Raw genomic sequence first — 13,047 nt, forward strand, 5'->3', positions numbered from 1 at the left:
CCCTGCATGAATACGCGCGTCCAGAAACTGTTCGAGGCGGAGTTTATCCTCGAGGATATCCGCGAGATCTTCCGCCAGTCCACGCCCGACGGGCTTACACCGGATCAGGAGTGCGAGTTCTCCCGTCTTTTGGCCGATCTCAAAGGAGCCGTCGCAGATCTGGAGAGCGGGCAGGGGAAGCCGAAACCCCCGAAAATTGCAGACGGCATCGACATCCGCACACGCGAGGAGGGGTCCATCAACATCCACCCGATCCAGCGGGGAGGACGCCTCACGGCGGCGGCACGGAAGGCGGTGATCGCGTACGGGGATGGCTACTCCACCTGTGACTTCTGCCGGAAACCCTTCCGCCTGGACAGGATCACCCGCCCCGACATCGCTGGCTTCCACGCGGATCTGGCGCGGTTCGTCGGCATGGAACAGGCACGGGTTGTACCGGGTGCGCGGCGAGGGTTCCAGGCGGTGGTCTCCGCGCTGGCCGGTAGAGGGGATACGGTGATCGTCTCGGCCCTGGCTCACTACACGGAGTTCCTGGCGATCGAGCAGGCGGGCGCCGTCGTCAGGGAAGTGCCGCTCGATGAACGGAACCTGGTGACTGCCGACGCCACGGCCGATAAGATCGAGGATGTCCTGCGGGAGAGCGGATCGCTGCCGAAGCTGATCCTGATCGACCACTTCGACTACCAGTTCGCCAACGAGCACGACGTTCGCGGGATCGCGAGAGTGGCAGAGCAGTATGGGATCCCCTTCCTCTACAACGGCGCCTATTCCGTCGGGCTGATGCCGATCGACGGGAAGGAGATCGGCGCCGATTTCGTCGTGGGATCCGGGCATAAGAGCATGGCATCCGTCGCACCCTCGGGGATCCTTGCCACGACCGACGAATGGGCCCCCATCGTCTTCCGCACAACCGGGATGACCGGGGATGTGACAGGACGGAAGTTCGGGGTGAAGGAGGTGGAGATGATGGGCTGCACGCTGATGGGCGCGACCCTCATCTCGATGATGGCCTCGTTCCCCGCCGTCGTGGAGCGGACGAAGCACTGGGACGAGGAACTGAGAAAGACGAACTACTTCCTGGACCGGTTCCTCCGCGTGGAGGGAAGCAGGGTGCTCTCGGAGTATCCGCGGAAGAACACCCTCACGAAAGTCGATACCACGGGCAGTTTCGACACCGTGGCACGCACGCACAAGCGCCGGGGGTTCTTCTTCTCCGACGAGCTCTCGTCCCGCGGGATCGTCGGCGAGTTCGCCGGGGCGACCCGGACCTGGAAACTGAACACCTACGGGCTCACCTGGGACCAGATACGCTACCTCGCCGATTCGTTCGTGGAGATTGGAGAAAAGTACGGTTTTGTGAGATCATGAGAGAGAGACACTACAAACTGGATACCCTGGCCGTCCACGCCGGGCAGGCCCCCGACCCTACGACGGGATCCCGGGCCGTTCCGCTCTACCAGACCACGTCGTATGTCTTTAAAAACTGCGATCATGCGGCCAACCTGTTTGCCCTCAAGGAACCGGGGAACATCTATACACGGATCATGAACCCGACGACGGACGTCTTCGAGAAGAGGATGGCTGCAATCGAAGGAGGGACGGGGGCTCTTGCGGTCGCATCCGGTCTGTCCGCCGTGACGCTCGCCCTGCTCGCCGTCACCCGCCCGGGGGACGAGATCGTCGCCGCGAACAACCTCTACGGCGGGACATACGAGCTCTTCAACTACACATTCCCAAAGCTCGGAAGAACGATAAAATTCGTTGACTCCTCGAGACCCGAAGAGTTCCGGGCTGCAATCACCGGCAGAACCCGCGCCGTCTTTGCCGAGACGATCGGGAATCCCAAGCTGGACGTACCGGACTTCGAGGCGATTGCCGCTATCGCGCATGCAGCCGGCATACCCCTTGTCGTCGACAACACGGTCGGGATCGTGCTTGCCCACCCGATCGACCACGGGGCGGATATCGTCGTCCACTCCGCCACGAAGTTCATCGGCGGGCATGGGACGTCCATCGGGGGCGTGATCGTCGATTCGGGACGGTTCGCGTGGAACAACGGGAAGTTCCCCGAGTTTACGGAACCGGATCCCAGTTACCACGGGCTCCGGTACTGGGACGCCTTCGGGAACGTCCCGGGGCTCGGCAACGTCGCCTTCATCTTCAAGGTGCGGGTGCAGCTCCTGCGGGACATCGGCGCTGCACTCTCGCCGTTCAACGCCTGGCTCTTCCTGCAGGGCCTGGAGACGCTTCCCCTCCGCGTGCGGCGGCACTCGGAGAATGCGCTGGCGGTGGCAGAGCACCTCTCCGATCACCCGAAGGTCGCCTGGGTAAACTACCCCGGGCTTGCAGAGAACCCCAACCACGCGCTTGCCTCCCGATACCTCAACGGAGGGTATGGAGCGCTGATCGGCTTCGGGATCAAGGGGGGCAGACAGGCGGCAGTGCGGTTCATCGAGAGCGTGCAGCTCTTCTCGCACCTCGCCAACATCGGGGATACCAAGAGCCTCGTGATCCATCCCGCCACGACCACCCACCAGCAGCTAACCCTGGAAGAGCGGCTGCAGACCGGAGTGACGGATGACTATATCCGCCTCTCCATCGGGCTTGAAGATCCTGAAGACCTGATCTACGAGCTGGATCGGGCGCTCCTGAACGTGTGACCATGAAGAAGGGCTCTGTCGGCACGGTAACGACCTCCCTCTATGCGCTGGAGGAACCCCTGGAGCTGGAGAGCGGCGCGGTCCTGCGGGATGTCACCCTGGCCTACGAGACCTACGGCCGATTGAACCGGGAGAAGAGCAACGCCATCCTTATCTGCCACGCCCTCTCCGGCGATGCCCATGCCGCCGGGATCCATGCCGAGGATGGCAGGAAGGGCTGGTGGGACATCGTCATCGGGCCCGGCAAGGGCTTCGACACCGAACGTTACTTCGTCGTCTGCTCGAACGTGCTCGGGGGGTGCAAGGGGTCCACCGGTCCGGCATCCACCAACCCGGAGACCGGCAAACCCTACGCCCTCTCGTTCCCGGTGGTCACGATCCGCGACATGGTGGAAGCCCAGAAGAGGCTCATCGACCACCTCGGCATCCGCCAGCTCTACGCGGTGGCCGGAGGATCCATGGGGGGGATGCAGGTGCTCCAGTGGTGCGTCTCGTACCCGGAGAGGGTGCGAAAGGCGATCGCCATCGGGACGACGGCCTACTCGACCCCGCAGCAGATCGCCTTCAACGAAGTGGGGAGGCGGGCAATCACATCGGACCCATTCTGGGCGCAGGGGGATTACTATGGCAGGGCTATTCCCTCCCGGGGTCTTGCTCTCGCCCGCATGGTCGGGCATATCACCTACCTCTCGGACGAGTCGATGCACGCGAAGTTCGGGCGGAACCTGCAGGCTCGCGAGAAGTACGGCTACGACTTCTCCGCCGAGTTCCAGGTGGAGAGCTACCTGCAGCACCAGGGAGACGCGTTCACCCGGCGGTTCGATGCCAACTCCTACCTCTACATCACCAAGGCGATCGACTACTTCGACCTGACAAAGGACGGGTCGCTCATCAGCGGATTTTCCGGCGTCCGATCGAAGTTCCTGATCATCTCCATCACCTCGGACTGGCTCTATCCCCCGTACCAGTCGCAGGAGATCGTCTCGGCGCTCTCTGCTAACGAGGCGGACGTCCAGTACTGCGAGATCCGCTCCAACTACGGGCACGATGCCTTCCTCCTGGAAGCCGGTCAGCTGAACTACCTGATCTCCCGCTTCCTCAACCATACCGTGGTTCGGGATGTCATGGTCCAGGATGTGCCGGTGATTGCCGAGAGCGCCTCCATCGATGATGCCGCGAGGCAGATCATCGAACGAGAGGTGAACCACCTGCCGGTGCTCTCCGCGGACGGCCGCCTGGCGGGGATTGTCACATCCTGGGATATCGCGAAAGCGGTCGCCGGGCGCCACCGGTGTCTGGAAGAGATCATGACCCGGACCGTCATCACGTCCACCGCCGACGAGACGATCGAGGCAGCGGTAAAAAGGATGGGGAAATTCAACATCTCTGCTCTGCCGGTCGTCGATGCGGACCAGAGGGTGATCGGGATCATCTCCAGCGACGGCATCAGCAGCCTGGTGGGGCGGTGCACATGAGGATACTTCTGCATCACGCCGATCGGATCTGGTACAGGGCGACCCGTCGGACCCGCATCGCGGAGGAGCTGGGAGAGCGGGAGGGCGAGATGCACGACTGCGCCGTCCTCTTCTGCTGCATCGAGAAGCTCGACGAGATGAACCCGGGCCACGTGATCGAGAGTGCAAAGGAGAACATCCTCGAGCGGCTCGGGAGACTGAAAGTATCCCGTGTGATGCTCTTTCCCTACGCCCACCTCACGAGCACCCTGGGGTCGCCGGAGGTCGCCCTGCTCATCCTCGACGGTCTCCTGCAGGGACTCCGCAGCGAAGGGCTCGAGGTGCAGAGAGCGCCTTTTGGCTGGTACAAGGAGTACGAGCTGAAGAACAAAGGGCATCCCCTTGCCGATCTCTCGATGACCCTCTGCCCGTACGAGGGGCGGGAATGCGACTTTCTCTGTCCGTACTGCTATAACCCCCTCCGTTCCGGGGATGTGGTGCAGGCAAGGAGGGGAGAAGGGGCTGCGGCACCTCCCGAGTGAGTCGTTTTGTGTGATAGTTACCGAGGAGGCTACTATGACAGATCAAGAGAATTATGATGAAGAGAAGGGCACCGCTCTCCTGCTGATGGGTTGCCCCGAAGTACCGGTGCAGATGGGTATTGCCCTCTACCTCGCCCATCTGCTGAACAGAGAGGGTTGGAATGTCAGCGTGGCAGGGAACCCATCCGTACTCAATCTGCTCCGCGTATCGGATCCGCAGAAGCACTACGTCAGGAGACTGATCGATCTCGACCGCTGCATCGAGGGTATCGTCGAGAAGAAGCAGCGCTACGATCTCTGCGTGGTCTTTGCCCATAACGACGCCGGCATCTCCTACGCGGCGACGATGCACCATATCCTGCCCTCCCGCCTCGTCACGGTAGTATTCGGCAGAAATGCCGAGAACCTGGGCGGACAGATCGACTTTCCCTCCGAGACGATCGTGGAGAAGGCGGTGCACAATCCCTCCGGGCTGCGGAGGAAGATCGACGAGGTGTTCAGGTGGCCTGCATCGACGAGATGAAAAAGGAGATCCTCCTCAGCGGAGCCACCTTCAGGGAGTGCCGGGAGTATGTGGAGAAGCACTATACGGAGATCTACTACGTTGAACCCGGCTACAGGATCTACGACAAGCACATCATCGGCGTGCCCCCGATCGCCGTCGGGATCGAACAGGACTTTATCGTCTTTCCCTTCACGAAGCCCTGCTACGGGACGTTCCTCCTCCGGATCGAGGATCCGGTCGAGGTGGCGAGGTTGAAGACCCAGCGACGAAAACCGACGTAAATGCCCGCGTCTCTCGATGGCAGCATCTCCACGGACGAAACCGGACCGGAACAACCGGAGGAGCGGTCCGGCCTGGAATGGCTCTGGATGGTGCGGTACTCGGAAATAGCTCTTAAATCGGAGCCGGTGCGGCGGCAGTGGGAAAAGGTCCTGGTCACGAACATCCTGCAGGTCCTCCCCGGCGTTCGTGCGGAGCGGGAGCGGGGGCGGATCTGGCTCTCGGGGAGGGTCGACCCGAAGAAGCTTAAAAAGGTCCCGGGAATCACCTCCTTCTCGCCCTGCCTCTCCTGTACTCTTTCAGAACTCCACGGGACGGTGCTCCGGGCAGGCGCTCATGCCCGCCTGGATGCGGCTGCATCCTTTGCCGTTCGCGTCCGGCGTACGGGAACGCATCCGTTCACCTCCCAAGAGCTAGCCGCCGATCTGGGGGATTGCATCTCCCGCCAGTATCCCCAAATCCACGTGGACCTGATGCATCCCGAGAAAGAGATCTCCGTGGAGATCCGGGGCGACCGCTGCTATGTGTACACCCAGCGTATCCGCGGGCCGGGCGGGATACCGCTCGGCGTGGAGGGAACCCTCGTCGTGCTGATGTCTGGGGGGATCGACTCCCCGGTGGCGGCGTGGATGATGATGAAGAGAGGGTGCCGCATCGTTCCCCTCTACATCGGCCTCACGGGATTCCTGGACGAGACCGCCCTTGGCCGTGTGGAGCGGGTGATAGAGCGGCTGCAGGAGTACCAGCCGGATATCGAGCTCGCCGTGATCCAGGATGACTACCTGCAGGCTGCAAGGGCGGAGCTGGTGCGGGAGGGGCTGGAACGCTACATATGTCTCATCTGCAAGCGGAGGATGTACCGCCTGGCGGAAGAGCGCGCCCGCGCCATCGGGGCGAAGGGTATCGTGACCGGGGAGTCGCTGGGCCAGGTCGCCTCCCAGACGCTTGATAACCTCGAGGTTCTCTCCGATGCCGCAACGATACCGCTGTACCGCCCCCTGATCGGTTTCGATAAGGAGGATATCGTGCGGATCGCACGGGAGATCGGGACCTACGAGCCATCCACGATCCGCACGACCGGCTGCCGGGCGGTCCCGGCAAAACCCGCGACACGGGCGGATGTCGATCGGATCCGGAGAATCGAGAGGAGGATCCAGGAGAGCATCGGAGGAGCGGCTCCGATCTGACACTTGGTGGGTCCGGCAGCAACGATCTGCTCTTGTCGCCCTTCGAGAGAGAGGGAGGAGGGGGTGCAACCGGCACTGCCGGTATTCCAGAATAAGGGAGAGCATGCTCTGGGACCAGAGACCTCGCCCCTCCCGCTCCCCGCTTCTCCATGCGATAACCCTGATATAGAGAGGCATCTCTGTTATCGCGATTCACAGTCCCATATGGGCCAATCGCACTAGTCCCCTCCCCTCGGAGAGGGGAGGGGGCGGCCCTGAAAGGGCCGCGGGGAGGGGAGGATCCAGACCACTGTAACCGATAGAATACCATGGGTTAGGTGCAAAAATGCGCCGCGAGGGTTTGTCTGCAGAGCGCTGCAACCCGGGGCTCGGTACAATCTTGCTGCCGGATCCCCATTCAGAGATCTCTTCATGGCACGTGCAGGAGCCGGAGATTTCTTTATAAACGACCACACCGATCGAGTTGCACATGGACCGGGATCGCATGATCCGGATTGGCCACCTCTCGACAGTGTACCATACATCGTTCCTTCTTCGGAGCACGCCGACCCTCAGCGACCAGGGCATCGATGCACGCTGGACGCTCTATCCCTCCGGGCCGGACGTCATCGCTGCGATGCACGAGGGTGCGGTCGACGTCGGATACATCGGTCTCCCGCCGGCCATGATCGGCATCGATCGCGGACTCTCGATCCGATGCATCGCCGGCGGCCATATCGAAGGCACGCTCCTGATAGCGGGAAAGGGGGTTCAATCCCTGTCCGAGTATGCGGGGACGGGAGAGTTCCTGGAACAGTTCGCCGGGGGCGTGATCGGAACTCCGCCCAGGGGGTCCATTCACGATGTCATCGTCCGCGACCTGCTGGATCGGTATGAAAATATCGCGATCAGCGTGCGCAACTACCCGTGGGCGGACTTCCTCCCGGATGCCATCGAGCGGGGCGAGATCGCCGCTGCCGCCAGACTCTACACCGGAGCCAAGATTGTCATTCCTCCGGACCGGCTCTGGCCCTTTAACCCAAGCTACGGCATCCTGGTACGGCAGGAGATGCTCGGGCGGGATGATCTCCTGAAGAGGTTCCTGCTCTCCCACGAGGCGGCATGCGAGATGATTCGGAGCGATCCCGCCGCCTGCGCCCGCATCGTCGCGAAAGAGGTCCGGATGGTGGACGCGGCGTTCGTGCTGGAGGCCTACCGCATCTCCCCCAAATACTGTGCCGCCCTGCCCCTGGAGTACATCGGATCGACGATGAAGTTCATGCGCGCACTCCATCGTCTCGGGTATACATCCCGCCTCCTGGAGGACGAGGAGATCTTCGAGCCGTCGATCATCCGGGAGGTGCACCCCGCCCCCTACCACTACGACGATGGCATCCATGCGGGGGCAGAAGCCCGGGTGGGGAGCGCTCCTTAGAAGGCAGAGCGGCAATACAGCAGCCAATCATTGCCTCTTGTCACGGGTGCAGGGGGATCGTGTCGCATCAAGACGTTTTTATCCTGTCAAATTTCCAGCATCCTCTCGATCGCCACCCGGGCCCGCATGGCTGTATCTTCTGGAACGGTGACCCGGGGCTGGAGGGCGAGAAGGGCATTGTGGACCTTTACAAGATCGGTCTTTTTCATATTGACGCAGACAGCTCGGGGCGATAGGGGATAATACTGTCTCTCGGGGCACAGTTTGCGGATGCGGTGGAGGATGCCCACTTCGGTGCCGATGACGTACTCCTCCGCCCGCCCCGAGCAGGCATGCCGCAGGATACCGGACGTGCTGAAGACGTGATCCGCGAGGTCAATCACCTCGGGGCGGCACTCGGGGTGCACCAGCACCTCCGCATCGGGGTGAAGCCTCCGCGCTTCCTGAACTTCTTCGGGTGTAAAACGGTCATGGACGATGCAGAACCCTTCCCAGGGGAGGATCTCCTTCTCCGTGAACCGCGCCACGTAGCGGCCCAGGTTATGGTCGGGGATGAACAGGACCCGATCCGCCTCCACGGACTCCACCACCTTCACGGCATTTGCAGAGGTGCAGCAGATATCGCTCTCGGCCTTCACCCCGGCGGTCGTATTCACGTAGCAGACCACCGCGGCGTCCGGGAACCGCTCCTGCAGCACCCGCACCTCGCCGGCGGTGATCATCTCCGCCATCGGGCAGCAGGCATCCGGGGCGGGGAGGAGCACCTTCTTCTCCGGAGAGAGGATGGCGGCCGTCTCGGCCATGAAGTCCACACCGCAGAAGACGATCACCTCGCCCTCCAGGGATGCGGCGGCCCGCGAGAGCTCCAGGGAATCCCCGACCAGGTCGGCGATATCCTGGACCTCCGGTAGCTGGTAGTTGTGCGCCAGGATGATGGCGCTCCGCTCTTCCTTCAGCTGCAGGATTCTTTCCTGAATACCCGGTTCTTCTGCCATTCGTCTCTGTTGCACCTCTGTCGCACTCCCCGTGAGGAGAGAAGGGTGTACGATACTTATATATGTTCACAATTGTTAATAAGCATGTTCTCGATCGTGAAGTATCCGGGCGGCTGAGCGTGGATGCGCTGGATTCAGGACAAACGTCCCGTGGATTCAACTATCTTCCGAAGGGGTGCCGCTATAAAGATATTAAGAGTGCAGCTGAAGTTCCAGGGATAATTCGGGGGAGCGTTAATGGCAGCAGAAGTAAGAGACAGACAGGCCTTTTCGAAAGAGGATGTAGAACGGTTGCTACAGTCGGGAATAGAGGTGGAAGGAGCGAACCGCTGCGGCAGCTACCTGCAGACCAACCAGGATATTCTGCATGCGACCTGCGCCGAAGAAGGGATCGAGGTGCTCTCTATCGGGGATGCCCTCAAGAAGTACGACTGGCTGAAGGACTACGCCTGGAAGGTGGTCCCCGCGGACAAGGACGAATACACCCGGTACGTGGCGGCGCAGGAGAAGCCGGCCGGGTATGTCATCATCGCCCGCAAAGGGAGCAAGAATATCCTGCCCGTCCAGGCCTGCCTCTACCTTGGAAAGACCCAGATCCAGCACGTGCACAACATCCTGATCGCCGAAGAAGGGGCCGAGCTGCACATCATCTCCGGGTGCGTGAGCGGGGCGCAGACGGGAGAGGGTGGAGCGCATTACGGGATCAGCGAGTTCTACGTGGGGAAGAACGCGCAGATCAGCTTCACGATGATCCATACCTGGGGAGAGGGGATCGACGTCTATCCCCGGAGTGCCGCCGTCGTGGAGGAGAACGGGGTCTTCATCTCGAACTACGTCTGCATGAAACCCGTTCGGAAGGTCCAGATGTACCCGACGGCCCGGCTCGCCGGGGAGAACGCAGTGGCACGCTTCAGCAGCATGATCGTCGGATTCCCCGGTTCCACGCTGGATGTCGGCTCCCGGGCGATCCTGGAGGCGAGAGGAGCCAGTGCAGAACTCATCACCCGCGCCATCACCCAGGGAGGGACCATCATATCCCGCGGCAACATCGCCGGGAAGGTCGCGGGCACCCGCGGGCACCTGGAGTGCAAGGGATTGATTTTAAAAGACGGCACGATCGACGCCATCCCGGAGATCGAGGGCTCCGTCGTCGGGACCGAGCTCTCTCACGAGGCCGCCGTGGGCAGGATTGCACAGGATGCGATCGAATACCTGGAGGCGCGGGGGCTGAGCGAGGAGGCGGCAACGGCGACCATCGTCCGCGGATTTCTGGATGTGAAGATAAAGGGGCTGCCCGATGCGCTCCAGAAGCAGATCGATGCCACGATCGATGCCGCGGAGAAGGGTTTCTGAAGGAAGCTAGGGGAGATTCGCATGGCACGGACCCTGTCGGAGAAGGACTGGGGCATCCTGAAGGGACTTGCCCCGGAGTGCTCGGATACGATCTGCTCCGGCTCCGGTGCTGCGTACCGCTCGATCCTGCCGCCGCTGGCGAACCACTACGCCAGCGATGCGAACGATTTTGAGGATCGCCTCGGGCGCCTGGACACCGAAGACCTCCGCTACCTCGTCGACCTGGTCCAGGATGGATCCGAGAGCCTCTCCTGCGTTCCCCCCGCGTATGCGGAGATCTTCCTCGGGATCGTCGCGAAGCGCCTCTCCCGGGTCCTCGCCGAGCGGATTCTCGAGATCTACGAACAGTCCGGGGAGTGCTCCTGACCACCCCCGGAAGAGGTGGACGATGCCACACGACATGACCGCCGAAGAGAAGGCAGAACTCATCAGCATCGGAAGTGCGGATATCGATGCTTCGCTCCTCGGAGAGGAGTTGAAGACGGCGGCGACCGCCGGGCCGGGTGCCGGGGGCGAGTCCTTCTTCGTCCGATCCGGAGCCCGGAGAGTCCGCCTGTCCATCAACCCGAACTCGCCGATCAAGGTGATCCGGGATGGAGACGGCGTTGCCGTGGTCCGGGGCGGGCGCCTCATCACGCGGGGCATCCTGGAGCAGCCGCTCTGCCACTGCCCGAGGCAGGCGTATATCACCCTCTCCGAACGCTGCATCTATAACTGCCGCTTCTGCCCGGTCCCGAAGATCCAGGGACCGCTGAAAGACATTCCGACAGTTCTGCGGATGGTGGAAGCTGCCGCCGCCACGGGGGAACTCGAGGCGATCGCCCTGACGAGCGGTGTCGCGGACTCCCCCTACCTCGAGGCGGAGCGAGCGGTGGAGGTGGTGAAAGCGCTCGCGCGGGAGTACGACCTCCCCATCGGGGTCTCGATCTACCCCACCTGGAGGTCCAGTGAGGACCTCTTCGCCGCAGGAGCCACCGAGATCAAGTACAACGTCGAGACCATGGATCACGCGCTCTTCTCCCGTATCTGCCCGGGGCTGGACCACCGCTTTATCCTGGAATCTCTTGCGAAGGCGGTGCCCATCTTCGGAAGGGGCCGTGTCGCCTCGAACTTCATCATCGGTCTCGGCGAGGACGACGCCTGCGTCCGGGAGGGCGTGACGGTTCTTGCCGAAATGGGTGTGATACCGATCCTGCGCCCGATCACGGCATCGCCCCTCCGGGCCGGCGAGATCGCCGTGGACCGCCCGTGCCCGGAGCGGATGTTGCGGCTCTCGCGGATGGCGAAAGAGGCCCTTGAGCGCCATGGCCTGCGGGCGGATCGCGCAGAGACCATGTGTCTCCCCTGCACCGGGTGCGATATCACGCCGCACCGCGATGTATGACCGAAACAGCGCAGGTCATCAGCGTGCGCTGGCAGTCTTACGAGGGAGGCTGATCAGGTTATTGGTGCGCTAATGCACCCTCGATATGTTCCGGGTGCGTGTAGATGTTCATCTTCCCCGCCCGGACGAACCCGATCACGCAGAGCCCTGTTCTCTCCGCCGTCTCGATCGCGAGGCTGGTCGTCGCCCCCCGGGATGCGATGATCGGGATGCCTGCCACCAGGCATTTGCGCACCATCTCGGAAGAGATCCTCCCCGAGGTGAGGGCGAAGCTGCGGGAGAGATCGATGCCCTCCCGCAGGGCACGGCCGATCACTTTGTCGAAGGCATTGTGCCGCCCGATGTCCTGCGATCTGATGATCAGGCCGTCCCCTCGCGACAAACCCACAGCATGGACCCCTCCTGTCATCTTGTGGATCCCGGAATCTTCAGTCAGGAGCTGCTTCATCCCCTCCGCTATAGAGGCAGCGGATACTGCAAATGCGGACGTTATTCTCGGGAGTCTCTGGAGATCAAAGGGCGAGGAGATCCCACCGCACCCCGATAGGACGATCTTCTTCGCGCCGATCGCCTTGAACAGGTTCTTCGTGAGCACGTTCACGATGTTCTTCTCCACTTTCATGGATTCGATGTCATCTATCCCCTCGATGATCCGCTCTGTGTAGAGGAATCCCACAACGAACTCCTCGATCTCGTTCGGGCTCACCATGGCGGTCACGGCAGTCCGCCCGTTGACGTTCACCGTCAACGGCGTCTCCTCGACGACGGTGTGAATGCCAGCGGTGAATTGGCCGTCGTTCACCCTTATGATCGGGAACTCACGCTGCATTCTGCCGATCTCCGGTTTCCGCAGATGCGCGAGGGGAGTGCACCGCATCCATGCTGCCGCTGCGGAATCCCCGCAGATCCAGCGTGACGTAGACGAACCCCAGGTCCTCGAAGGCCCGCACAACCTCGGCCCGCATCGCAAACAACCTCTCCATCGCAGCGGGCTCCACCTCGATCCGCGCCAGGGGGCCGTGGACCCGCACCCGCACCTGCCCAAAGCCGTGATCCCGGAGGAACTCTTCGGCAGCCTCGATCCGCTCCAGCTTCTCCGCGGTAATCTCTTCTCCATAGGGGATTCGGGAGGCCAGGCAGGCGCTGGAGGGCATGTCCCAGAACGGCAGGTTCCTCTCCCGTGCGATGCGGCGGATATCCTCCTTCGATATGCCCGCCTCGACGAACGGGTGGCAGATCCCATCCTCGTCGCAGGCGGCGATCCCGGGGCGGTG

At 62.3% G+C, this 13,047-nt stretch carries 14 protein-coding genes; 11 read left to right on the forward strand and 3 right to left on the reverse strand.

Annotated features, from left to right (window positions below; translation table 11 throughout):
* Positions 1-6: 6 nt before the first annotated feature.
* The 8 genes from pscS (at position 7) to QMC96_02535 (ending at position 8,041) form a co-directional block, all read left to right on the forward strand.
* Positions 7-1,368: an O-phospho-L-seryl-tRNA:Cys-tRNA synthase gene (gene pscS / locus QMC96_02500; protein ID MDI6875626.1), complete on the forward strand. Its 1,362-nt coding sequence runs from the start codon at positions 7-9 to the stop codon at positions 1,366-1,368.
* The gene (locus QMC96_02505) at positions 1,365-2,660 is read left to right on the forward strand and encodes an O-acetylhomoserine aminocarboxypropyltransferase/cysteine synthase (protein ID MDI6875627.1); all 1,296 of its coding nucleotides are present in this window, start codon (positions 1,365-1,367) and stop codon (positions 2,658-2,660) included. Before pscS ends, QMC96_02505 begins: the two co-directional genes overlap by 4 nt.
* Before the next feature lie 2 nt (positions 2,661-2,662).
* On the forward strand, positions 2,663-4,135 hold the full coding sequence (locus QMC96_02510) for a homoserine O-acetyltransferase (protein ID MDI6875628.1): 1,473 nt from the start codon (positions 2,663-2,665) through the stop codon (positions 4,133-4,135).
* A complete protein-coding gene (locus QMC96_02515; protein ID MDI6875629.1) occupies positions 4,132-4,656 on the forward strand; it encodes a threonyl-tRNA synthetase editing domain-containing protein in 525 nt (174 codons plus the stop codon). Before QMC96_02510 ends, QMC96_02515 begins: the two co-directional genes overlap by 4 nt.
* 34 nt (positions 4,657-4,690) lie before the next feature.
* Positions 4,691-5,179, forward strand: coding sequence for a DUF1890 domain-containing protein (locus tag QMC96_02520; protein MDI6875630.1), 489 nt, complete (start codon positions 4,691-4,693; stop codon positions 5,177-5,179).
* Entirely contained in the window at positions 5,158-5,442 is a 285-nt protein-coding gene (locus tag QMC96_02525; GenBank protein MDI6875631.1) for a DUF1894 domain-containing protein, read from the forward strand. The genes QMC96_02520 and QMC96_02525 overlap by 22 nt, the downstream gene beginning before the upstream one ends.
* A complete protein-coding gene (thiI, locus tag QMC96_02530) occupies positions 5,443-6,627 on the forward strand; it encodes a tRNA uracil 4-sulfurtransferase ThiI (protein MDI6875632.1) in 1,185 nt (394 codons plus the stop codon). It begins immediately after the preceding gene.
* A 469-nt stretch (positions 6,628-7,096) separates the two neighbouring features.
* Positions 7,097-8,041 (forward strand): ABC transporter substrate-binding protein, encoded by a 945-nt coding sequence (locus QMC96_02535; protein MDI6875633.1) that lies wholly within the window; start codon positions 7,097-7,099, stop codon positions 8,039-8,041.
* 86 nt (positions 8,042-8,127) lie between these two features.
* Here QMC96_02535 and nadA read toward each other — a convergent pair whose 3' ends face one another.
* Positions 8,128-9,036 (reverse strand): quinolinate synthase NadA, encoded by a 909-nt coding sequence (nadA, locus tag QMC96_02540; protein ID MDI6875634.1) that lies wholly within the window; start codon positions 9,034-9,036, stop codon positions 8,128-8,130.
* Positions 9,037-9,273: 237 nt separating this feature from the next.
* Here nadA and QMC96_02545 point away from each other — a divergent pair, with 237 nt between their 5' ends.
* The 3 genes from QMC96_02545 to QMC96_02555 are packed head-to-tail and all read left to right on the forward strand — an operon-like array spanning position 9,274 to position 11,773.
* A complete protein-coding gene (locus tag QMC96_02545; GenBank protein ID MDI6875635.1) occupies positions 9,274-10,389 on the forward strand; it encodes a SufD family Fe-S cluster assembly protein in 1,116 nt (371 codons plus the stop codon).
* 21 nt (positions 10,390-10,410) lie between these two features.
* The gene (locus tag QMC96_02550) at positions 10,411-10,755 is read left to right on the forward strand and encodes a hypothetical protein (protein ID MDI6875636.1); all 345 of its coding nucleotides are present in this window, start codon (positions 10,411-10,413) and stop codon (positions 10,753-10,755) included.
* Positions 10,756-10,777: 22 nt separating this feature from the next.
* Positions 10,778-11,773, forward strand: a complete 996-nt coding sequence (locus QMC96_02555) for a radical SAM protein (protein MDI6875637.1) — start codon at positions 10,778-10,780, stop codon at positions 11,771-11,773.
* 58 nt (positions 11,774-11,831) lie between these two features.
* Here the strand turns inward: QMC96_02555 and fdhD are convergent, their stop codons facing one another.
* Positions 11,832-12,602: a formate dehydrogenase accessory sulfurtransferase FdhD gene (fdhD, locus tag QMC96_02560; GenBank protein ID MDI6875638.1), complete on the reverse strand. Its 771-nt coding sequence runs from the start codon at positions 12,600-12,602 to the stop codon at positions 11,832-11,834.
* Positions 12,592-13,047, reverse strand: a 456-nt coding sequence (locus tag QMC96_02565) for a TIGR00268 family protein (GenBank protein ID MDI6875639.1), incomplete at its 5' end; no start/stop codon positions are given. The genes QMC96_02565 and fdhD, both read right to left, overlap by 11 nt.

The organism is Methanomicrobiales archaeon, from assembly GCA_030019205.1.
Classification (GTDB): Archaea; Halobacteriota; Methanomicrobia; order Methanomicrobiales; family JACTUA01; genus JASEFH01.